The organism is Chryseobacterium sp. FR048, from assembly GCF_056844665.1.
Genome location: NZ_JBXDSE010000001.1, coordinates 450,600 through 475,679 on the forward strand (window position 1 = coordinate 450,600; position 25,080 = coordinate 475,679).

Consider the following 25,080-nt stretch of genomic DNA (forward strand, 5'->3'; position numbering starts at 1 on the left):
TTGATATTTTTTGTTTTTATATCATTATAAATATACACTGATTTTTTCAAAACTTTGCAGAAAAAAAATGAAAAAGACCAATCCGCTATGGCTGCTGACTTTACTTGTAATGCTTCCACAGTTTGTAGAAACCATTTACAGTCCTGTTTTGCCCATGGTACAGGAACAGTTCAGTATAAAAGAAGAATCTGCAACGCTGACGATAAGTTTATACTTCATCGCTTTTGCCTTGGGAGTCGCATTCTGGGGGATACAATGCGACCGGATCGGGAGGAAAAAAGCTCTGGAATATGGTTTAATCACCTATGGAATCGGAACGGTTACCGCAGTTTTTGCTCCAAGCTTTATATTTTTAATTTCCGCCAGGGTCATTTCTGCTTTTGGAATTTCCGTAGGTTCTATCGTTACACAAACTATTTTACGTGATATGTATGATAAAGATAGCATCAGCAAAGTATTTTCATGGATCGGAATCGGTTTGTCAATCAGTCCTGTAATCGGGATGATCACCGGTTCTGCATTGGCCGTTACTACAGGTTATCAGGGAGTATTTATCAGTCTGGCTCTTCTGGCAGTTTTATTTTACGTTCTTTCCAGAAAAAATGTCTCTGAAACCCGTTCTCCCGGAAAAGAAATCAATATCCGAACGCTCGGAAATTTATTAAAACGGATGCTCAGGGATCATGAAATTATCAGATGCTGTTTACTGATCATGAGTTTCAATGTTCTTTTGTTTTCATATTATTCACTGGCTCCGTTTATATTCAAGGAACAACAGTATTCATCATATGCTTTCGGATACAGCAGCATTATTCTGGCAGCAGGTACCTTTGTGGGTGCAAAACTCAACAGATACCTGATCATGAAAAGCATACAACCTAAAACCTTAGTTAAGGCAGGTACATCAGCAGCATTTATTTCTTCCTTTTTTGTCTGGATTCTATCAGATCAGGGAATCTATTTCCTGATTCCCTATTTCTTTATTGTAATGACCTTCAGTATTGCTATTCCCAATATTTTAAGCACAGCCCTGATACGGTATAAAGAGGAAACAGGAAGTGCAGGAGCTTTTTTGGGACTTATCTATTATCTATTGATAGGAACCGGACTCATCAGCATTGGCTATATTCAAAATCTGGGGATTTCCTGCCTTATTTTTTCAGGAATAGGAGTTCTTACCTTGCTGCTGTTTCAACAAAAAGAAAAAAACGTTTAGCTACAAACGTTTTTTTCTTTTAAATAATGACTTTATATAATAATTAAGAACAAACAATACTATTCCCAATGGAATCATAGACAGGCACAGTATCACAAACGGCCAGAACCACAGATGCCAGAATCCGCCACGAATAGCTTTTGAATGATCTTCTTTATCAAAATACACCGTTACATCATTAGACCATTCCCTCATGTTGCTGCTATAGTCTGCATGGAGGGTATACGAATGATTGGAAGAGTCATAATAAGTGATCACCGGAGAATACATTTTGGTACTTCCATTCCCGTCACTATCCTTCGACCAGCTTTCTTCATATCCCGTGATCCTTGCTTCCGTTTTGACTCCATCAGATACTAAATTGATATGTCTGTAAAATTTATTGACACTATAATAAACTCCGCCAACTCCCATTCCAAGGAACAAAAGTATAAATATAACATAGAAAAAGACCACCCAGAAACCATCATTATTCCCCTGTTTATTTTTGATTTTCATCCTTCTTTTTATTCAATTTTTTCTTTTAGCTGTAAAAACCACCATCTCCTTAAATACAGAAACTAACCTTTCGCGCTGAAATTACCGGATCTGTCAGTTATTTGATAAAATTATATAGAGCATCAAAAAATTGAGGATAAACTTCTATATGAGGCAAGTGTCCTACATTTTCAATTTCCACAAGTTTTGAGCCTGCAATTTCACGTTGTGTTTTCTTTCCCAATTCCTGGTACTGTCCCATTTTAGACTGAAGTTCCTTAGGAGCTCGGTCTTTTCCTATGGCTGTTCTGTCTCTTGTTCCAATGATGAGGAGTGTTGGTACTTTTATATTTTTAAATTCATAACATACCGGCTGATTATAAATCATATCGGTTGTCAATGCTGCATCCCATGCTACCTTCGGATAGTCTGTATGAAGCGTCCAGCCTGCGATCAGGTCCAGCCAGGGTTGGTATTCTTCTTTCCATTTATTATCATAGTAGAATTTTAACTGATAGTTTTTATAGGTTTCGGCTGTGTTTTTAAGCTCCGCCTGGTAAGCCTGATCAATGGTCTGATACGTTGCAAAGGTTTTATAATCTTCTAATCCAATCGGGTTTTCAAGAATCAGCTTCTGAACTTTTTCAGGAAAAAGTAATGTAAATCTGGTAGCGACCATTCCGCCCATAGAATGTCCCAATACTATTGCTTTATCGATTTTCAGCTCATCCAGTACCGCTTTGGTATTCTCAGCAAGTTGAGAAAATGAAAACTGATAAGCATTGGGCTTTGATGACTTTCCAAATCCGATCTGATCGGGAATTATTACTCTGAATCCTTTAGCAGATAAATCTTTTGCGGTTCTCTCCCAATAAGCTCCATTGAAATTCTTCCCATGCAGCAGCATGATTGTTTTACCGTTAGGTTTTGCCGGATGTACATCCATATAAGCCATTTTCAGATCGTTGTTCTGAGATTTTAGATTGAGAAAATGAACTTCGTAAGGGTATTTATAATCTGACAGCATAGCATCCAGAGGTTTCAGTTGCGAAAACATAAAATTAGGAGCAGCTGCCAACGTAATTACAGCCATCAGATTTCTGAAATAGTTCATGAAATTTTATTTTAGATCTTTAAAATTAAAAAAACCGTTCCAAAAGGAACGGTTTTCAAGTGTTATTTTTATTTAAATATTATTTTTTAAGATAATTCTGCCATTGAAACCTCTTTCTCTTTTTTGGAAGGAAGGTTCATTAAAACAATAGCAAACAGGATTAAAGCAATCCCAACCCATTGTATCAGAAATACTTTTTCCCCTAATAAAACAAAAGCCATGGTTACTGAAACCGGAAGCTCAAGTGATGAAACAATACTTCCCAGTCCCAATCCTGCGTTCGGGAAACCAATGTTGAATAAAATCGGCGGAATAATGGTTCCAAATAGTGCCAAAACGGCTCCATAGGTCCAGAATATAGAATAATTGAACGGGTGAATATGCTCTGTATTTTCTGTAAAATTCAGATAAAATGATTTCAATCCTTCAAAATGCATTGGGCCTACCTGTGCAAAAAACAGGAATGCAAATACCACCACAGAACCTCCTGTCAGCATGATAATACTTTTTCTGAAAACCGGAAGATGGGTAGCCAGGGTATTGGAAGTAAACATTGTCAGCGTATAAGAAGCCGCCGCCATCAGTCCCCAGAAAACTCCATGCCAGTCCAGTTCAATCTCCATATCGATAAGGTTAGTCGCCAGAACGGTTCCTACCAATACAATAATAACGGAAACCACCTTTCTTGCATTAGGCAGTTTCTTGGTCAGAATACTTTCCACCACTACACTGAACCACACAGACTGCATCAGCAATACAATCGCAATGGAAACGTTGATGTACTGAACTGCGATATAATAAAACAAGCTGGTTCCTCCAAGGGAAGTTCCTGCCAGTATCAGCATTCTGACTTCTTTAGAGCTTGGTAATGGCAGTTTTTGTTTTGACGTGAGAGTCTGAATAAAATTCAGGATCAAAAGTCCTGCAAGTCCCAATACAAACTGAGCGGTAGTGACTTCGGAAGTTGTAAAACCATCATGATAGGCCATCTTCACAAAAGTGGCCAACATACCGTATATACTAGCTCCAATTCCTACAAATAAAACACCTTTTAGTATATTTTTCTTCTTCATAATTTTTTTAACAGCCTGCAAAGTTACGACATATAAATTAAAATAATCCGAAGTGTTGTGGTAATAGATAAATAAAATCGCCACAAGCTTTGCTTGTGGCGATTTTGAATTTGATTATATAAAGTTATTTATTTTCTAACAATTACTTTTGAAGAAGATTCAAAACCTAGTCCTTTTATTTTTACAATATAAGTCCCATTAATCAGATTTGCTGTAGAAATTGCTTTTTTAGCATCCGGTGAAATTTTGTCTTCTGAAGAAACCATTTTACCTGACATATCATAAAGCTCTACGTTTACTTTTCCAAGGGTATTGCTTGGGAAATTGATATAGAATTCATCTCTGGCCGGGTTTGGATAGATTGAAATTCTACTTTCTTTTACCGTTTTTACTTCATTGGTTGCCAATAAACATTCTTCAGGCACGTCAAAGTTTTCTACCTGATCGGTAATATTATTTTTAACACCTGCATTTGCATTTAGTCCTAAACCTCTTTTTGCAAAAACGTTCCAGATCATACATTTGTCTGCTCCCTGAGTAGTTGCTAACTCTGCTTTCAGTATTGCATCTCTACCTTCAATAAAGGAAGGATTACATACCTGAAGCTTCAAGCCGTCCATGATCAGTTGTAATACTTTTGTACTTCCGTTTGTGTTATTAGCCAATACATCGGAAGAATAGCCGTATTTTTCAACATATTTCCAATGAAGATCCCATAGCATTGTAGCCCAAACAAATCCGATAGAGTGTACATCCGGAACTAATACACCATTTGCATTGGTATACTGCATGGTATTGGTATTTCCATAGGTAAAAGGATTCACTGCAAAATCCGGAGAATATCTTGCAGGCCTGATTCCTGCTCCTTCATTTGACTGACCGGATACATACGTACCTATCGCTCTTGGCACTGAAGCATTATCACCGGCTTTATTGGTTAACATAAGAGCAAAGAAGTCAGACCATCCTTCACCCATCTGCTCTTTACTTGCATTGGCATTTAAACAACCTGCACCTGTAGCGGTTAATCTGTTTGAAATTCCGTGTCCGTATTCGTGAATAACCACTCCGTTATCAAAACTTCCATCAGGTACTACATTATAAGCCGCATCTTTTTTCAAGGTAACGTTTACAATCGTATTAGAAGCCAGCTGGCTTTTGATGTATTCTCCCTCTGCGTTCTGAACAACTACGGAAGGAATCGTAATGGAACCATCTACTCCTCCCATTACAGCAGGAATACTGGAGCCTCCTGCGTTACTGTATACGATCACTCCTATAGCTCCGGCATTCTGAGCATTTTTTACTTTTACAGCAAAGCCGCAATTAGCTCCACCTCCTCTTTCAATAAGTCCTATTTTTCCGGCAAGAGCTCCTGCCGGTAATGCCTGACAAGCCTGTAAATCCGGTGAGAGTTTCACCTCCCCTGTTATTCCGGTTGCATTTAATGCAGGGCCAAACTGAGCGCTTCCCGCAATTGGAGCACGGCTACTTGCTGCACCAGGGGTATTATAAAATAATAATCTGGTATTGGTTGTTGACCAAAGATACATCTGCATTTTAGGGTTATAACCATCTCCAGGAGAAGAGAAATTGGCATTATTCGTCCCCCCTCCATCTTGTGCCTCTGCATATACCATATCATCATCCCCTCCTACAGGTCCACTTCCAAAATTATTCTGTTGGAAGTTTCTTGCTGTTTCTGTGAATCCGAATTTATAGAAAATATCGTGGGCTTTATTATTCAGATAAAATAAGTTAGTAATCGATGCATTTCTATTAGCTGCTGCTGTGGAATACATTCCAAAAGGGAAGTCAAAATTCCTTTCCACCCCACCATCTGCAGGTGTTCCCGGTGAGTTATTTGAAGAGGACATTGCATTTCCCGCAACATCTTCGTAGGCAAATACATTGTTTCCTCTGGTGATATTATAATGGGTTGTTCCATCAGAATGCCATCCTTCCGGAGAAGCAGCAAGAATCCATGGATTGGAAACAACAGATCTTGATCCGAATGTTGCCGATTCTATAGGTAAAGGGAATACATTATAAGTTGCATTGTCCGGTGCCAATAATGCCGCATTATTTTTTGCTATCATATTTTCCGGACCAATAAATGCTTTTTCCAAATGATCAGCATGGTTATGATCAATATCTGAAGCATATGCATTAGGATGGAAGCTACATGACAACGTCAGGTTATTTTTCTCCAGGATATTTCCATTGTTTGCATCTACCAGAATATTCCAGTAATTGGGAGATTTTGGTTCTGTCAGATTGTATTCATAGGCAAGGCGTAAATTTCCTTTTTCATCATTTACGTATACCAATCGCTGATTGGCTGATGTAGCCTGCTGCCCGTTCTTTTCATTGTATCCAAGAATGGTAAAACCGGCAATATCAGAATTTTTCAAATCTTCAGCAATCTTTTGAAGTGCTGCCTTTTTATTGACTATAGCTGTTCCTGATGTAGAAGTAGTATAATCTTTTACAAAATTGTCTACATAGTAAATAATCTTCCCATCTCTGATGAGCGCCGTCCCTGAAGAACTATATATAGGCAAACCATTATATGTCTGTAAAAACCTCACAACGTCACCATTCATTGATTTTGAAGGATCTACATTGTCAATAATGATATTATTAAGATCAGATTTTTTATATTCCCTTATTTTATTTTGAGAAATATAATCTTTAATCAACTTTTCATTATCTTGTCCAAACAATAATGTTGGAAATGCAGAAAACACCGCAAATAAAATAGGTAGAGCTTTATTTTTCATATCCATTATTAAAGGCGCTAATCTACGAATATTCAATAAATAAAAGTTATTATTTTTAATTTTTATTTAAAATAAAAACAATACATATAGTTTAACAATTATAAAATATGACTCAATAATTCCCAATATAGGGAATTCTATTTCAATTTTATTACTGACATACCACAGTTGACAATAACTCAAGGTAATCTATGATAAATTATGACACTAAAAAGTGGCTAAAAAAAAACTGCTCTTGTGAGCAGTTTCTTACTTTAAAATTATTTTTTGATGATTTTTTCTGAATAGATTTCATTTTTATCTGTTGTTACATTGACAATGTAAACTCCTTCTTTCCTGGAGCTCAGATCTACGCTCACCTCTTTTTCGTTACGCAATACTTTATTATAGACTGTATTTCCCGTCAGATCTCTTACTTCCAGTTTTCCGGATTTAATTTCATTGGTAAAAACGGCTTTAAATAATCCATTGGTAGGATTTGGAGTCAGTCTGAAAATCTTTTCTTCCTCTGAAGCGCTCACTACACTTGGTCTTGGGCACTCTATCGCAATATCATAATCAAAAAACGGATAGTTGTTCCAACTATAGACAGTCTCGATCTGACCATGATTGTCATAAATCAAAGTCACCCTAAACTTATGCCAACCTGTAGCGTTCTCATATTTCAGAATAGCTAAATCTGAAAGCTGAACATTATATTCAAAATAGCCTGAACCTCCAATCGTAGGATTAACAGCTATAGGATACACCTGGCCTGTAGACAAACTTACCACATCCAGTTTGAAATCTACTACAGTAGTACCAGCCGCTGGAAGATAATACTGCCCTTGAAATGTTGCAGGGGTAACACCACAACTCTGTGGTTCATATTTAAAGTTCACAGTTGCCTGACCTTTAGAAGGTGTACAGATCTTCCCGGCCATATTTTTCCAATAATCTATTTCAGAGCTAAACATACCAAACCCATTCGTTCTATTATAATACATTCTGCCCCCATTATTATCATTACCTGAAACCCACTCTGCCGGTCCGGAATAAGGACCTACAGGGCTTGCACTTGCAACCGCTGCTGCAGCCTGAATATTCACAGCCTTAGTATTTAAATGAACGACTGTAAATTTCGCATCTCTTTCATTTTTAAATTTCAGCATATAAAAAAATTCCGAAGAAGCATTGGGATCGCTGTTTATAATCAATGATGAGTTATTAATATTAATACCTCCTGAATTTCTGTCCGCATCAGTCAGAACGATAACATTCAGAGGTTGCTGCACATTTAATGTTGTCTGACTGCTTACAATACTTACATTAGGAGTTCCATTTAAAGCATCATCTACCAAACCTAAGGATTCATCGAAGAAATCCCCGTAGTTCAATCGTCTTTCAAAGTTTTGTGCGGCAAAATGATCTTTGGTAAAATCAGACTCAATATAAATTAAGGGTTTATATATTCCAGTATTACTTCCCTGTACTCCTGCTCCATACTGTACAACAGCTACCCTGTTTCCAGGATTACAGGATAAAAGCTGCTCCATCAATTTAATGGCACCCAGCTTCATCTGGGCATAGTTTAGCTGATTGGTGGAAGATCCATTATCTAACATAACAATGTAATCAGATTGTGCATTGAGATGACTCCATGACGTAAGGAATGCCATGAAGAGCAATAAAAATGTTTTTTTCATAGTTAAAAGTTTTAAATTCAGTTTTGTTAAAGTAATATTTTTTCCATAAACAGTGAAATAAATTTAAAATTTTAACATTTCAATAAAAATATATTTAATTTCTACTACAAAACAACCATGCTTTTTAAAATAAAAAAACTGCCAGAGTTGGCAGTTTTAATTTTATTTATTTCTTAATAATCTTTTCTGAATAGGTTTCATTTTTCTCTGTTGTTACATTGACAATGTAAACTCCTTCTTTCCTGGAGCTCAGGTCCACAGTCACCTCTTTATCGTTACGCAATACTTTATTATAGACTGTATTTCCCGTCAGATCTCTTACTTCCAATGTTTTTGCTCCCGTTCCTTCTTTCATAACCACTTTAAACTGACCGCTGGTAGGGTTTGGTGTCAATCTGAAAATTTTCTCCTCCGGCTGCGTCTGTGCCATTCTCAAATGCGGACACTTCATTGTAATATCATAATCAAAGAACGGGTAATTGTTCCAGGCATAAGCAATCTTATATTCCCCATTATAAAGATAAACCATAGATACTCTGAATTTCTGCTCTCCTATTGCTCCTCCACTCACAGCTGCAGCAAAATCAGAAGGCTGGAGATAATAATTATAAAAGTTGGGAGCCCCCACTCCAAAAGTAGGATTAAACACTATAGGAAATACCGTTCCGTTCTGCAACCCTATCAGCTCAAGTCTTAAACTCACCAAAGTAGCCCCCGGCGGCAGGTTATAATAACCACCGATACCAGCCGGCTGCTTTATACATTCTCCCGGTTCATATCTGAAGTTAACCGTTCCCATCCCGTTGTTATTACATATGTTCGCTGCAAGATTCGGCCAGTAGTCCATTTCCGGCTGCCCTACGCTGAATCCATTAGGCCTGTTATAATATAGTCTTGAAGGTGCACCTGTATCAGGATCTGAAGCATTAGGCTCCAATACTCCTGCATATGAGCCTCCTGCACTCGCAATAGATGCCGCTGCCCCTACTGCCATAGTATTTGTATTGGCATGAATCATTGTAAATTGTGCCCCCATTGTTTTGAATTTCACAACATTGTCAAACGCTAATGGATTACTATAGCCTGTGTTGTTATAATTCACCAGATAAGACCCGTCAGCTCCCCCTGAATTTCTTTCTGCATCTGTAAATACAACAAATTTTAAAGGCTGTGCATTGCTCAATGACGTTTGAGGACTTATGATTTGAGCTCCTCCGGCTCCATTTAAGGCATCTGCAATCAGACCAAGGGATTCATTGAAAAGATGTCCGAAATCCAGACGTCTTTCAAAATTTTGAGCGGTAAAGTAGTCATTAGTAAAGTCGGATTCAATATAAATTAAAGATTTGCCCGTTCCATTGGTATCCCCATATTTTCCTGTTCCATATTGCACGACAGCAACCCTGTTTTGGGTATTGCATGCTAAAAGTTCCTCCATCAGCTTGGTGGCGCCCCGTTTCATGTTAGCATACTCATCATTGGAAACAGAACTTCCGTTATCCAGCATAATAATGTAATCGGCCTGCGCTTTAAGGCCGCTCCATGACATCATCAATGCCATGAAGAAAAATAAGAATGTTTTTCTCATATTATAAAATTTTGTTTTAGCTGGCCAAAAATAACATATTTTCATTATACAGTGAAATATTTTAATTATTTTTTAACTAATAATGAAAATATTTAATGAAAAATGCAAAACCTAACATGTTTTAGAAACCTGTTAGGTTTATTTGTCAGGTCTGTTGACTGTTGTTGTTATTCTACCGACAAGTATTTGTCATGACGACCACTTCCTAGCCCCGATAGGAACGGTTACCCCGCAACATGGGTGGGAGAGCGTTAGGGTTTGAGAGTGGGGAGGGAATAGGCGCGAGGAGTATGAGTGGATAGCGGGAATCTGCTCCTGAAAATAAATCAGGCACAAAAAAAAGCCGCTCAAATGAGCGGCTCCTTATGTATGAATGGTTCAAAGATTATTTACCTTCTTCCATTTTTCTTTTCAACTCTGCTAATGCATCGATGTCTCCAAGAGTAGATCTTTCTTCGTTGTTAGAAGAAGAAGATACGTTTCTAGAAGAAGCTTCTTTTACGTTTTTCTTCTCTTCGTCTCTGAAGATCCCTGTGTGAGAAACTACAACTCTCTTGAATTCTTTGTTGAATTCAATTACTTTGAATTGAGCATCTTCACCTTTCTTGATTTTAGATCCATCTTCTTTCTCTAATAATCTTGAAGGGCAGAAAGCTTCAACCTCAGCATCTTCGAATTGTACAGAAGCTCCTTTATCGTGAACTTCTACTGCTTTACCAGCGTGGATAGTTCCTTCAGCATATTTAGTTTCGAATTTATCCCATGGGTTCTCAGTCAATTGCTTGTGACCTAGAGATAATCTTCTAGCTTGGATATCTAGCTCAAGAACTACAACATCTAATTTATCACCTACTGCACAGAACTCAGATGGGTGCTTGATTTTCTTAGTCCAAGAAAGATCAGAGATGTAGATTAGACCGTCGATACCTTCTTCTAACTCTACGAATACACCAAAGTTAGTGAAGTTTCTTACAGTTCCTACATGCTGAGATCCTACCGGATACTTAGCTTCGATGTTTTCCCATGGATCTTTAGACAATTGCTTGATACCAAGAGAAATTTTTCTTTCTTCTCTATCTAAAGTTAATACTTCAGCTTCTACTTCATCACCTACTTTTACGAAATCTCCAGCAGATCTTAAGTGAGTAGACCAAGACATTTCAGAAACGTGGATTAATCCTTCAACACCTGGAGCGATTTCTACGAATGCACCATAGTCAGCAAGAACTACTACTTTTCCTTTTACTTTGTCACCAACTTTCAAGTCAGCAGAAAGAGCATCCCAAGGATGAGCTTCTAATTGCTTCATACCTAATTGGATTCTTGTTTTCTCATCATCGAAATCAAGGATTACAACTTTCACAGTCTGTCCGTCCTCAAGGATTTCAGATGGGTGGTTCACTCTAGACCAAGAAAGGTCTGTAATGTGGATCAATCCATCAACACCTCCTAAGTCAATGAATACACCGTAAGAAGTGATGTTCTTAACAGTTCCTTCAAGAACCTGACCTTTTTCAAGCTGAGCGATGATTTCTTTTTTCTGACCTTCGATATCTGCTTCGATCAATGCTTTGTGAGAAACTACTACGTTTTTGAACTCAGGGTTGATTTTCACAACTTTGAACTCCATAGTTTTTCCTACGAACTGATCGTAATCTTTAATTGGCTTAACGTCAATTTGAGAACCAGGTAAGAATGCTTCGATTCCGTGAACGTCAACGATCATACCACCTTTAGTTCTAGATTTAACAAAACCGTTAACGATTTCTCCAGTTTCGTGAAGTTCGTTTACTTTATCCCAAGCTTTAAGCGTTCTAGCTTTTCTGTGAGATAATTGTAATTGTCCAGTTTTGTCTTCTCTCTTGTCAACCATTACTTCTACCTCATCACCTACTTTTAGGCCTTGGTTGTAACGGAATTCGTTTAGAGAGATAACACCTTCAGATTTGAAGTTGATGTCTACGATAGCTTCTTTGTCAGTTAATCTTACAACTTTACCAACTAAAACGTCGTTATCGTCAAGGTTGTTTAAAGATCCGTTGTAGATTTCTTCTAAATCGCTTTTTTCTTTTCTCGCATCTGCATCAAGACCTGATTCGAAAGAATCCCAATCAAATTGTTCTGGTGCTACGTTTTGGTTTAATAAAACCTCTGCTGAATTTGTCTCTTTTGACATTTTCTAATAAAAATTTGTATTCCTTCTTTTTTAACGGTTTGAATAAATGCGGATTAAAAAATACGGAAGTAATTAATTTTAAGTAATTTACTCTTCAAACCTTTTCGCCACAAAAGTGGGTGCAAAGATACAGTTTTTATTTGAGATAAGCAATAGTTTTGCATTTACGTATTTAAGCATTAAATATTTGATTTTCAATAACAATTATTAAAATACCAAAGAAATTCAGGATCAGAGAAGGCAGGAATATCAATCAACCCATAAGAGTTTTTTCTAAAGCTCTTTCAAACTCTTTTTCAGTTTCATGGTTATAAAATGGTACAGCAGTAATTAAATATTGATCCGTATGAATGGTAATGGTTTCTTTTTCATCACCCATTTTTCTCAAAAAATCATCTTTCCATCTGTCATAATCCATTAAATGCGTTCCCTTAGGTTCTATAAAAACCTGATAACTTAGCTGCTTATCTTTCTTTTGGTTACAAAACAGGATAAAATCCGGCTCAAAAGCACGTCCTAATCTATCAAATATCTTAATTTCTCTTTCATTACGAATCAGATAAATATCCTGAAATTTTTGGTTTAATCCTCTGAAACGTCTGGAAAACAATTCTACAAATCTTTTTTCCTCATCAGTCCCATAATTGGCATTATAAGCATACCAGGATTCCTCTGAAACTACATGTTCCTGCCCATCTGCTTTTGTACTTCCTTTTTTAACTCTGATTTCTTTATCTCTGAAAACCTGACGAATAGGCTGCGCCTGAAACGATGAGCCCTCATAATCCGGAGCATTATGTTTAATATCTGCTTCTATAGTTTGCAGCAATCCACTCAGTGCCTGAAGGTAATCAAAATGTGAAATTTCCTGAAGGCGGTTTTGGGTTCCATGGAATATGATTTCCATTCCACCCAAATACTTCTCATCCTCTATAAAATCCCAGATAGATGCTATGTTGGGAAAATAACGTGAAAGGTTATCAAAGTAATAAAACGGATTTCTACTCAAGGCATACCTTACTACATGTTTCGGAATATCCGGAATTCTGACTCCTTCAGGTTTTATACCTTCATCAAGAGGAACAGGTTTTTCCAATTCAGAAAACACATTGGATGTTCTTCCATTTCCTGAAGAAAGCTGATGCCTGAACTTAGGCTTACTCATTCCAAGGTCTTTAAAAGACTTTATATGAGTGAAGCTTTTGGGGATTTTGCTGTTAGAAAATACAACTCCTTTTTTATACAAATCGGTGGTTTTAAAAACGGGTTTCAGTTTTAACTCTTTGGTTTCAAGGTTAGCTTCGTCTTCATATATTCCGGAGTCTATCAATGCTCTTTTAAGCTCTGAAATATAACGGCTGTCTTCCTTGGTATGATAATACAATTCTTCTAAAACTTTCAGATCATTGGAAATGTCAGCATCATATTTCCGAACAAATTTATCTATCCCCTCCTCCACAGCAAAAGGATAATACCTTGCTCCACGGCCAATCAACTGAGCTTCTGAAAGCGTCGTTTTTCCAGGTTTTCCGTCTTTCCCATCCCGATCTTCATATAGTCTTACAATATCAAATAAATTGAGAACATCCCAACCTTCATTAAGCTTCTGAACGGCAAATACAGCACGGATCGGGTTATTTTCTTCTTCTAATGTATTGAGTAATATCTGGTTTTTCTCTGCTTCTGAATCATTATTGGCACTCAGACAATTTTCTTCCCTGAAATGATTCTGTATCCGCTTTACAATATCTCTTTTTGAAATTTTTCGAGCTTCAAAAAAATCAAAAGCCTTTTGAACAACAGGAACGGTAGATGTCTTCCTGATCTTATCTAACAACGCTTCAGAGAAACCATCAATTAACCTGTGAAAGTTTTCTTTATTCTGCTCGGATTCTTTGATGGTTTTCTTGGCTTTGAACAGAATAACAGGTTTTAAATTAATGTTATGAACTGTCGCCAATTCCTGTCTATATAAATTCAGAATCAAAGCCTGGATAATTCTTTCCTGTTCGTCATACATGGACCGAACAAGATTAATTTCTTTGGAAAATTTATCTGTTCTGAACTGGGCAAGATCATACTTGTAAAGAACTTTATCCTTATACTTCTCCGTGATTTCTCTGCTCTCATAATCTAAAGTAGCGGTGAACTCCAAAAGGATATTCTCAAAATTCTGATGCAAAATCTCCAGAACAGTTTCTTCCCAGCTTCCAAACAGATTTCCGCTTTTAGTTCCACTGTTCAGATGGTGGGCTTCATCAGCAATCAGGACAATCTTTTTATCCTGAAAATCTTCATAAGTAACACTGTTTTCCTTAGTATTATTTAAATCAATATGAAGTTGCTGGATCGTTGTAAATTTGATATTGATGTTTTCATGATCGGATTCATCAAAATTATCGATCTGTTTCAAAAAAACTTCTTTACCATTCATCACAACTTTATCCTTAAATAAATATTTTGACGTCTGAGGATTGAGAAAATTATCCTTTGTTTTCTGAATGATATTATTACTGTTGACAAAAAACAAAAAATCACGATGCCCTTTTTCATACAGATGAAGCATCAAACCTCCCATCACCATTGTTTTCCCACTTCCTGTTGCCATATTATAAAGGAGATGCAGAGGCTTCTTCGGTTTACCATCAAAATCTTCCCGTTCTGTATATAAATAGCGCCTGAATGCTTCTTCCTGATAAGGACGAATTCCAAATTTCAGATTATCAGTGATTCCATTAGGCAAAACAACTTTCGCCAAAGCCTTACGGGCAAACGGATTATTGAATATTTCGTGTAAAAATGCCATCTGCTTAGTTTTTAAGTTGATAAAATGCCTGGGTTACTTTTTGCTCTTCCGGTGTACATTCAAAATTTTCATCCTTAAGAGAAGAAAGGTTGACATAGAGCTGATTTTTGTCGAGCAATTCACAAAGATGTTGCTTTTGTTCCTGCAGACTTAATGTTTTGAAATCTTCAATATATTGTTCCTGTTTCTGAATATCTACATTATAATTAAGAAAGGATTTTGCTTTCATCTCTTCCCAAATCTGAAGAAGCGCTTTTTCATCTTTCGCTTCTTCTATTTTTTCGATAAAGGCTTGGTTGTATTTTTTGAGTTCAAGGTAAACGAAAGAACCGCCGCCTTGCCAATTGACTGATTTGGAAATACCGCCTTGTTCTCCACCAATTACTTTTTTCAAACGTTCTACAGCAACCGTTTCTATGTAATCCATTTGCTCTATTCCGATATATTGACGGTTCATTTTATGAGCTGTGGATGCTGTAGTACCGCTTCCTAGATGATAATCGAGAATGATGTCGTTTTCCAAGGTAGATATTTCAACTAATTTAGCTATTAATTGTTCAGGTTTAGGATAATCAAAGACTTTTGTTCTAAAAATATCTTGAAGAGTTTTTGCTCCTTGTCCAGAAAATGATTCGTCAAGCCAAGAATTAAAAACAACTTGCTTTGTACCGCCTTTTTCATATATTTTTTCGTACAACTCTTTTCTTCCTTCCTTTTCAATTAATATTACATTGTTATCTTCAATTGATTTTTTAAGCTTAGCCTGACTCCATCTCCAACAACCATCGGTTCCATCCGGAAGAATTGGGAAAATAACTTGATTTTTAAATTCAACTCCATAGTACAGATTAGGTCTATCAATTCTCCTACTATTACTTCCCCATTTTCTAATTAATTGAGTTTTATATTTACCTTTCTCGTCTTTCAATGAATAATTAGACGTATCTTCAACAGTAGTTTTAAACAACTCTAATTCAGAAATGTTTTTTGAAAAGCAAATAATTGTTTCATGAATTTGTGCAATGAATTTGCTATCTTGCCTTCCACCCCGACCTTTCCAAACAATATTGCTTACAAAATTTTCTCTTACAAAAATTTCGTCCATTAATACTTTTAAATAAGCTTGCTCATTATCATCACACTGAACAAAAATAAGCCCATCCTTACTTAATAATTCTCGTGCAGCGCTCAGTCTATTCTTCATAAAGCTTAACCATGTAGAATGATTAAAATTATCATTATACTTAAACCCATCGTTTCCCGTATTATACGGTGGATCTATATAAATTAGCTTCACTTTTCCTGCAAATTCTTTTTTCAGAGAATGCAATGCTAGCAGATTATTTCCTTTGATAATCAGGTTATCGGTAATGGTCCCGTTTTCGTTTCTATTGAAAAGAGATTCTTCCCTGCGGTCAGAATGACAGAGTGGTTTTTCTCCATCTTTATCAAATCGTTTGGCATTGGTTAGTACTTTTGGATCCAGCAGTTCTGTAATTTCATCCTGTGCCAGCACTTCATTAAAGAAAATTTCTTCTCTTTTATCTTCCTCACGACTTTGCCCACCCTCCAGAATACAGTCTTTAAACGGCCACACCAATGCTACTTCATTGCGCTGTTTCAAATGCTTGCCATCAATTGTTAAGCCTACTTTGTTTTTGAATTGAGTATAGCTGTCGTTCAGATAGTTTTTCTGCTCCAGAAACTGAATAAAAAGATTTTGTTTGAATACCCAGATGTCTTTTACTTTTATGAAAAATTTTTCTTTCAAATCGGAATCTTCCAATAGCAATCCGATCAGTTCTTCATCAAAGTTTTGTGCTTTATTCAGGACCACCCATTTTTTAATCTCCCCGTTATCAGAAACAAAGTTAGGTTCTTTCTTAATCTGTTTTTCAAGTGTTTGATAGAGTTTCATGGTTATTAAGTTTATTGCATCAAATCTAGTAAGGGTCAGTATTTTAAAATTATGGAAAACCATAAAATGAGCTAAAATGTCGATAGTGAATTTTGCTTTGCAAGTGAATTGTCAATTGTTATCGTACAAAATCACAGTTTCTGCAAATGGATATTTATTCCTGAAAATATGTTATCCTTTTACTATAAGGCTTCGACTCCGCTCAACCTGAGAATGTATAAGTTGAACAATACAGTACAACAGCATAGTATTAGAACAGTCATGCTGAGCGGAGTCGAAGCATCTCATTGTATAAAAAACATTTATAGAAAGTTGAGATTCTTCACTACACTATGCTCCGTTCAGAATAACAGCAAGACTTTATATAAACTTTCAGTATTCCTTCACTCCAGACTCCCCCACTCTAAAACGCTATAACTCTCCCACCCTAATACTCTCAAACTCTCAAACACTCCAAAAATCATTACCTTTGCACCATGGAACTACAATCAATCTATCAAAAACTGCAGATTCAGGACATGAATCAGATGCAGAAATCTACTTATAAAGCGTCTGAAAACAATACGGATATTGTTCTGCTCTCTCCTACCGGATCAGGGAAAACGCTTGCTTTTCTATTTCCGATTCTTAGAAATCTTAAAAAGGATGTTCAGGGAGTTCAGGCTTTAATATTAGTTCCTGCCAGAGAACTGGCATTACAGATTGAGCAGGTTTTCAAATCAATGGGAACTGATTTTAAGGTTTCTGTTTGCTATGGTGGACATGATAAAAAGATTGAAGTTAATAATTTAATTGAAGCTCCGGCTGTATTAATCGGAACACCAGGAAGAGTTACTTATCACGTTAGAAATAATAATTTCGATCCAAAAACGATTAAGACCTTAGTTCTGGATGAATTTGACAAAGCATTAGAGTTAGGCTTCCATGATGATATGGAGTTTATCTGTAATTCTTTAAAAGGACTTTCTCAACGGGTTTTAACCTCTGCAACCGCAATGGATGAAATTCCTGCGTTTACAGGATTAAAAGATGAAAAAATAATCAGTTTCCTTAAAGAAAACGATGTAAAACCTGATCTTCAGCTAAGAAAAGTAATGACGATTCCGGAAGAAAAACTGGATACTCTTTTCAACCTGGTTTGTAAAATCGGGAATAAAAGAACGTTGATCTTCTGTAATCACCGTGATGCTGTGGACCGTATCTCAGAACTTCTTAATCAAATGGGAATCGACAGAGAGACCTTCCATGGCGGAATGGAACAGGACGAAAGAGAGCGTGCTTTACTGAAATTCAGAAATGATTCTGCAAGGATTCTTATCACAACCGATCTGGCAGCCCGCGGACTTGATATTCCTGAGGTGGAATCTATCGTTCATTATCAGCTTCCTCCAAAAGAAGACGCGTTCATCCACAGAAACGGGCGTACTGCGAGGATGAATGCCAAAGGTTTTGTCTACCTGATCATGAATGAGGATGATAACTTTCCTTTCATTAAAAATGATACTCCTGAAGAAAGTGTTGCCGGTTTCACAAAAGTTCCGCAAAAAACACCTTTCCAGACGATCTACATCAGCGCAGGAAAGAAAGATAAAGTAAACAAGGTAGATATTGTAGGGTATTTGCTTAAAAAAGGAGAATTACAAAAAGAAGATGTGGGAGTGATTGAGGTAAAGGACACCACTTCTTATGTTGCGGTTTCCAGAAATAAGGTGAATGCTCTTTTGAGAAAACTTCAGAATGAAAAGCTGAAAGGTAAGAAAGTGAAAATGGAAGTAGCTTATTAAAATACTTTTATCAGATATATTTTAAAATTGCCACTCATGCACGGATAAATCATTCGTGCATGAGTGGCAAAAATTATTTTATTCCTCTCACTCTCATCGGAAAAGTATACACTGCTTTTGAAGCCGTAATGAATAAAACATCATTGTTTTTACCCCCGAATGTGACATTGGAAGTCCATTTTTCCGGAATAGAGATATGATAGATTTTCTTTCCCTCACGGTTGAAGACATGCACTCCATCCCCGGTTAAGTAAAGGTTGCCATGTTTATCCAGAGCCATTCCGTCTGACCCCATTTCACAGAAGAGTTTTTTCTCTGATAATTTCCCTTCTCCCAGAATGTCATACACATAGGTTCTTCCGGCATCAATATCGGAAAGATAGAGTTTTCTCAATTTTTCGCTTCCTATAATTCCATTGGGCTGAGTAAAGGTTTCCAATTTCGCAATTTTCCCTTCTTTATTTCTGTAATAAAGGCTTTTGTGGGGTAATTCCTGTTTAAAGTTTATCCAATAATCTCTTTCATACAAAGGATCTGTAAAATACATGCCTCCAAAGGTATCATTCCAGACATCATTGGGGCCATTCAATCTTTTTCCTTCGAAATCTTTCAGGAGAATCTCTACTTTTTTATCTTTTGAAATTTTCCAGATCTCTCCTTTATCATCTGAGCAAGTAATCAGAAAACCATCTTTATCAAAATGGGTTCCGTTTGCTCTTCCTGTTTTATCTAAAAACTCGATGATCTGATTGGTTTTCCAGTCCCAATAATAAATCTTGTCATTAGGCTGATCCGTAAAATACACATTTCCTTCTTTATCGGCTGACGGACCTTCGGTAAAGCTAAATTTATCCGAAAGCATTTCCGGTTTCACTCCTTCATAAAACATTTTACTAGTATTTACTGATTGACAGTTTACTAATGCGAAAACCAAACCAATCCAACCTATTTTACAGATATTCTTCATACTCCATTTTTAAATCTGCAATTTACGATATGCTTTTTCGGTTTCAAAAATATTTTCTCATTTTGATATATTATTATTCAAAACACAAAATGTCTCAATTGTCCTATTTTTGAAGTAGATCATATTAGGAGCAGACCGATATAATCAAGAGCTTTGCAGTACAGGAATCAATACCGTTTACCTATAGAAAATAAGTTTGGAAAACAGGAATTGTTCCTGATAACAAATATTACCAAAATACTTTTATAGCATACGATAATGAGCGCAGAGTCTAACAACATCAAATCGCTGGAAATTGAAAATGAAGATTTTAGAAATTCGGTAGGAACAATGGATGAGACCGGGAAAAGAAAATGGATCTTCCCCCGAAAGCCCAAAGGAAAATACACCAATTACAGAAACTATACCAGTTATGCTTTATTAGCTTTATTCTTCGGATTACCTTTTGTAAAGATTAACAACAATCCTTTCTTCTTGTTTAATGTTATTGACAGGAAATTCTTTATCATTGGACAACCATTTTATCTTCAGGACTTTTTTATTCTTGCTCTGGGAGCGGTTACTTCAGTAATCTTCGTGATGTTGTTCACAGTAGTTTTCGGAAGAATATTCTGTGGATGGCTCTGTCCGCAAACTTTATTTATGGAAATGGTATTCCGTAAAATAGAATACTGGATCGAAGGTGACAGAAATAAGCAAATGAAGCTCGACAGACAGGAATGGGACTCCGAAAAAATCAGAAAAAGACTTACAAAATGGTCTGTTTTTATTTTGATTTCCCTGGTTATTTCGACTTTCATGTTTATGTATATTGTAGGCTACGAACAGGTCTTCCAGATTATGATTGAAGGTCCGGCGGAACATCCATTGAAGTTTATCACAATGATCTTTTTCACGATGACTTTTTATTTTGTTTTCGCATGGCTTCGTGAGCAGGTATGTACACTGGTTTGCCCTTACGGAAGACTTCAGGGAGTTCTAATTGATAAACAGACGATCAACGTATATTACGATTTTAAAAGAGGTGAAGGACGCTCAAAATGGAGAAATAATGAAGACCGAAAAGCATCCGGAAAAGGAGACTGTATCGATTGTAATCAATGCGTTGTTGTCTGTCCTACAGGAATTGACATCAGAAACGGACAGCAATTGGAATGTGTGAACTGTACAGCGTGTATTGATGCCTGTGATGAGGTAATGGATAAAGTAGGTCTGCCTAAGGGGCTTATCCGTTATGCTACGGAAGCTGAAATTGAAAATCAGGAGCAGTTTAAATTTACTCCGAGAATGAAAGCCACAACGGTTATTTTAGCCCTGTTAATTGGATTCCTTGGTTTTCTCATGTATGATCGTGGCTCTATGGAGGCCAAATTCATCAAACCTGCAGGTTCTACCTATTTCATCAAAAACGGCAAGATCACCAATACTTTTATTTATACTTTACTGAATAAATCTAACGAGAAGAAAACCCTGACCATTAAAGTGATTACCCCTGAGCATGCAGAAATTACTTATTTCGGCAATGAAAAAATCATTCTGAAAGGCGATGAAATCCTGAAAGGAAATATCAATATCACTTTTCCCGAGGAAGACATTAAGCTTTCAAAACAAAATATGGTCATAGGAGTTTTTGATGAAAAAGGAAAACTGGTAGATTCGTTTGAAACTACTTTTGAAGGACCGTTTAAACTGGTATTGTAAACTATAAACTTTGAACCTTAAACTCATTAAGCCTTATATTTCCTCATAAACTGAGTAGGGGTCATTCCGGAATTTTTCCGGAAGACTCTTACAAAGTAGGAATATTCTTCATAGCCTAATCTGAAAGCAATCTCAACAAGGCTTTCATCCAGATACATCAGCATCCTTTTGGCTTCCAGCACTACTCTTTCTGTAATGACGTCTGTGGCTGTTTTCTGCACCACAGTCTGTACTATTCTATTCAGGTGTTTTGATGAAATCCCCAGTAAAGAAGCATAATAGGTGATTGATTTCTGCTCGGTAAAATGTTGTTCGACCAGGTTTTCAAAATCCTGATAATGTTTGAAATAAGAAAGCCCTGCGGAAGAAGCCAATGTATCAAAATCCTTTGAAAACAATCGGGTCGCATTGATGAAGATCTGAGACATCAGTGAAAGAATAAAGCCTTCTTTCATAATATTTTTAGCCTGATGCTCTTCTCCCAATTTCTGAAATAAGCTGATGTTTTTCTCTAATTCAACAGTATCCAGCTGAAGTTTTCTGGGAAAAGAAACCGATCCGAAGAAAGGGAAATTTCTCAGTTTCTGGTTCACATAATGCATTTCATAAAACTCCTGCGAACAGAAAAAAATATACCCTTCTATATCTTCTGAAAGTTCCCAGCTGTGAATCTGACCAGGCGAAAGGAAAAACAGACTTCCTTCTGAAACATCATATTTCTGAAAATCGATCTCATGTACTCCGTTTCCTCCTGTAAACAGAACAGCAGCATAGAAATCATGCCTATGGGGTTTCTCTATATGACGATGACCTACTATCAAATGATCTTTCATCGTATTAAAATAGAAATCCGAAGTATTTTTACCTGCCTGAAAAAGGTCGATATGAAGAACGGAAATTGGATTCATTCTCTGGATTTTGACTAAAATAATATTATTATTCCGGATTAATACAAGACATTCTGTCTTTAGGATTCACAAATTTAGACAAAAAAAGGATCGGTATAAAACCGACCCTTCTATCTTGAAAATAAATTTCTGTTTTTTATTTGATCACCAACTTAGTATTGTATACTCCTTTTGAAGAATTGATACTGATCACATACACTCCTTTTGGTGCGTTTACATTGATTTCTTTAGTATGATCACCTTCAGCCTTATAAGAGGAAGAATGAATCAATCTTCCGCTGGCATCAAGCAGAGTCACTTTCACATCTCCTTTTATGTTTCTGGACTTAATAAAGAACTTACCGTCACTTGGATTGGGATAGATTCTAATATCATCTGCTATTGGAGAAGATGTTTCTTTGATTCCTAAAGCCTGTGTTTCCTGAGTACATACCTCAAGAGACCAGCCTGTAATACTTCCTGCGCTTCCCGGATTATTATCTGAGGCAAAAAGTTTCCATGTTCCCTGGGCTTTGTGTCCTTTAAAGATCGCTAACGATTCGTATGATTTAGTTTCTCCCTGAACAGGTGAAGCACAAGCAACAGCAGCTCCTGCATCACTGAATGTAGCTGTTATTCCAGAGCTATTATTACAACTACGGTTCCAGATCAAAGCAGAAGATCCAACCGGGCTTTCAATACCAATAGAAAGGTGTCTTATATTGGGATGTGTAACTGTTGGAGTCACTTTGATTTTGGTAATTGTCCCATTATTATTAACCATCAACGGAATATTAACTCTTGGAGAAGATATATCGGACCCTCCGGGACCGTCTTTAACCGCTACAGGATCTCCAGTGTAAGCATAGGTATTACAATTTTCACCCGTTACAGCATAGTCGATTACAAAACTTGGACTCACTGCATAGTAAATATTTCCGACAGCCTCTATCATGATAAAAGCATTTGCTGAGGTAGATCCTGCAGGAATTGCAATCTGTTCATTACCATCATTAGGGGTATTGGCAGCAATGGTAGTGAATGTCTGCCCTCCGTCTGTAGATAATTTAATATTAACATTTGTTGTATTGATGGGAGCCTGATTGGTATTGGCAACATCCCATGTTATTGTTACTGTTCCTCCAGAGCTTAATGACTGTCCGAATGTAGGTGCTGTTACCTGAAAAGGCCCAGCTCCAGCATTTACAGTTACCATCATTTCGTCTTTACTGGTTTGTGGGGCTATCGGGTTATTGCTTCTTGCAGTAAATGTAAAATTCATGTTTCTTGCCACACTGGATACTGATTCCCAACGTGTTGACAATACCCCTCCCAGCACTTTATTAAAATCTGGCAAATATCTTATCGGGCTACTGATAGGTGTTACACTCCTAAAATTCGGTCCGGCAGGTTTAGTAGGATATGCGATACAGTTCGCCATGGTTTCAGAATTACCAGCCGCATCCATTTGTTCCCATGTATATGTATAAGATGTACTGTTTGCATCGTTTACGATTCCTTTTAAAACATACGGTGTAGATATTGGAATCGTATAATCAGCACCTGCATTGATGTTGGGAGCAGGATTTGCAAAAGGAGTATTGGTTCCACATACAATACTGTTGATCTTATTTTTGATTTCTGTGACATTAAAAGTATGATAGTAATCATTTGAGTTGAACTGAACATCATAGTTCCCTCCAAGAATCCCGGTATATGCCATGATTGTAGAACCGCTTCCAGGCTCTACTTCTGAGGTTCCCGAGCCATCCAGATAATAGGAAAATGTATGATTTGCGCCCAACTGATGCCCCATTTCATGAGCTACATAATCTATATCAAAACTATCTCCTTCGGGAAAATTACACGAAGTATATCCACGAGCTTTTTGATTATTATTACATATTACCCCCAGACCTGCAACTCCGTTTGCATCTCTTTTATCTAATAAATGTCCCATATCATAATCGGAAGCAGGAACACGGGAAGATATAGCAGCCTGTGCAGAATTTGTCCCGAATGTAGTATAAGGATCAGTTGCCGGATCCAGAAATATAACCACTTCATTATTCGCAATCAGGTTAAAATGCAGAGACAGGTCTTTTTCAAAAACACTATTCATTCTGGTTAAACTGGCATTCATTGCAGCCAGAATCACTGCTTTTTTCTGAACATCTGTTGCTGTCGCAGGAGTATTGGTAGCCGTCAGATGATATTGTGCATACTCTCCGGTACAGGATAGTGCCATTCTGAATATATTAAACCCAGCCGTCTTTTTATTAGCGGTATTGGTGTTTTTATCCACTATACTTTTCTCTACTTCTTCTTTAGTAGCACATTCAAAAGGTTCTTTATCCTGCCCTCTTCTTGCATTGGAATCAAAAACAGCATAAACTGTTCTGTCTTCTGTATAGGGTTCTATAAATTCTGAAATTCCTGAACGGGTAATCATGGAAGAAAACCCTACCGGGGAAACGCTGAACCTAAGGTATACTGTAGGGTCCTCAACTCCCGTTCCCACATAAGATCTTATCTCCGGAAACTTAGCCTGAAGCTCGGGAGCCATATTTGAAAATTCCCAAACACGAAATTGTTCTAGCCTTCCATTTACTGTCGGAAGTGAAATGATCACTCCTTTTTCATTGGAAAAACGGGCCGGGGCACTTTTTAAGCTTTGTCTGAGCTGATCTGCATTCAAGGTATAAAGCCCTGCAAACTCTAGTTTTTCCTGTAACTTTTTCACTTTCTGAGACCTGACCTCAGTTCTTGACCACTGCGAAAATCCCAAAAACGGGATCAACAATGAAAAAATAAAGAAATAGTGTTTCATAATAATGTGATTTTTTTAGTTTAACCAAAATAATAAAATAAATCCACAAAATCGACTGAAAACCAAATAAATAAA

Annotated in this window: 15 protein-coding genes; 3 read left to right on the forward strand and 12 right to left on the reverse strand. The window is 36.9% G+C overall.

The features are described 5' to 3' along the window. Window positions 1–67: 67 nt before the first annotated feature. On the forward strand, window positions 68–1,216 hold the full coding sequence (locus AC106K_RS02020; protein ID WP_482443185.1) for an MFS transporter: 1,149 nt from the start codon (window positions 68–70) through the stop codon (window positions 1,214–1,216). Here the strand turns inward: AC106K_RS02020 and AC106K_RS02025 are convergent, their stop codons facing one another. The 9 genes from AC106K_RS02025 to AC106K_RS02065 form a co-directional block, all read right to left on the reverse strand. Further along, the gene (locus AC106K_RS02025) at window positions 1,217–1,714 is read right to left on the reverse strand and encodes a DUF3592 domain-containing protein (RefSeq protein ID WP_482443186.1); all 498 of its coding nucleotides are present in this window, start codon (window positions 1,712–1,714) and stop codon (window positions 1,217–1,219) included. It lies immediately after the preceding gene. Window positions 1,715–1,811: 97 nt separating this feature from the next. Further along, entirely contained in the window at window positions 1,812–2,807 is a 996-nt protein-coding gene (locus tag AC106K_RS02030; protein ID WP_482443187.1) for an alpha/beta fold hydrolase, read from the reverse strand. A gap of 86 nt (window positions 2,808–2,893) precedes the next feature. Next, window positions 2,894–3,880 carry an EamA family transporter gene (locus AC106K_RS02035; RefSeq protein WP_482443188.1) on the reverse strand — a complete coding sequence of 329 codons (987 nt, stop codon included), beginning with the start codon at window positions 3,878–3,880 and terminating at the stop codon, window positions 2,894–2,896. A gap of 128 nt (window positions 3,881–4,008) precedes the next feature. Further along, on the reverse strand, window positions 4,009–6,663 hold the full coding sequence (locus tag AC106K_RS02040; RefSeq protein WP_482443189.1) for a T9SS-dependent M36 family metallopeptidase: 2,655 nt from the start codon (window positions 6,661–6,663) through the stop codon (window positions 4,009–4,011). Window positions 6,664–6,923: 260 nt separating this feature from the next. Further along, window positions 6,924–8,348: a T9SS type A sorting domain-containing protein gene (locus tag AC106K_RS02045; protein ID WP_482443190.1), complete on the reverse strand. Its 1,425-nt coding sequence runs from the start codon at window positions 8,346–8,348 to the stop codon at window positions 6,924–6,926. Window positions 8,349–8,514: 166 nt separating this feature from the next. Continuing rightward, window positions 8,515–9,936 carry a T9SS type A sorting domain-containing protein gene (locus AC106K_RS02050; RefSeq protein ID WP_482443191.1) on the reverse strand — a complete coding sequence of 474 codons (1,422 nt, stop codon included), beginning with the start codon at window positions 9,934–9,936 and terminating at the stop codon, window positions 8,515–8,517. A gap of 385 nt (window positions 9,937–10,321) precedes the next feature. After that, entirely contained in the window at window positions 10,322–12,112 is a 1,791-nt protein-coding gene (gene rpsA / locus AC106K_RS02055) for a 30S ribosomal protein S1 (protein WP_482443192.1), read from the reverse strand. Window positions 12,113–12,365: 253 nt separating this feature from the next. Then, window positions 12,366–14,918, reverse strand: coding sequence for a DEAD/DEAH box helicase family protein (locus tag AC106K_RS02060; protein WP_482443193.1), 2,553 nt, complete (start codon window positions 14,916–14,918; stop codon window positions 12,366–12,368). 4 nt (window positions 14,919–14,922) lie between these two features. After that, window positions 14,923–16,899 carry a DNA methyltransferase gene (locus AC106K_RS02065; RefSeq protein WP_482443194.1) on the reverse strand — a complete coding sequence of 659 codons (1,977 nt, stop codon included), beginning with the start codon at window positions 16,897–16,899 and terminating at the stop codon, window positions 14,923–14,925. Window positions 16,900–17,312: 413 nt separating this feature from the next. Between AC106K_RS02065 and AC106K_RS02070 the strand changes: the two genes are divergently transcribed. Continuing rightward, window positions 17,313–18,620: a DEAD/DEAH box helicase gene (locus tag AC106K_RS02070; protein WP_482443195.1), complete on the forward strand. Its 1,308-nt coding sequence runs from the start codon at window positions 17,313–17,315 to the stop codon at window positions 18,618–18,620. A gap of 73 nt (window positions 18,621–18,693) precedes the next feature. Here the strand turns inward: AC106K_RS02070 and AC106K_RS02075 are convergent, their stop codons facing one another. Beyond that, window positions 18,694–19,587: an SMP-30/gluconolactonase/LRE family protein gene (locus AC106K_RS02075; RefSeq protein ID WP_482443196.1), complete on the reverse strand. Its 894-nt coding sequence runs from the start codon at window positions 19,585–19,587 to the stop codon at window positions 18,694–18,696. Between the two features lie 258 nt (window positions 19,588–19,845). Here AC106K_RS02075 and ccoG point away from each other — a divergent pair, with 258 nt between their 5' ends. Continuing rightward, window positions 19,846–21,288, forward strand: coding sequence for a cytochrome c oxidase accessory protein CcoG (gene ccoG / locus AC106K_RS02080; RefSeq protein ID WP_482443197.1), 1,443 nt, complete (start codon window positions 19,846–19,848; stop codon window positions 21,286–21,288). Window positions 21,289–21,314: 26 nt separating this feature from the next. On the opposite strand, the gene AC106K_RS02085 is transcribed toward ccoG, so the two are convergent. Beyond that, window positions 21,315–22,196, reverse strand: coding sequence for an AraC family transcriptional regulator (locus AC106K_RS02085; protein WP_482443198.1), 882 nt, complete (start codon window positions 22,194–22,196; stop codon window positions 21,315–21,317). A 136-nt stretch (window positions 22,197–22,332) separates the two neighbouring features. Next, the gene (locus AC106K_RS02090) at window positions 22,333–25,005 is read right to left on the reverse strand and encodes a reprolysin-like metallopeptidase (RefSeq protein WP_482443199.1); all 2,673 of its coding nucleotides are present in this window, start codon (window positions 25,003–25,005) and stop codon (window positions 22,333–22,335) included. Window positions 25,006–25,080: the final 75 nt, after the last annotated feature.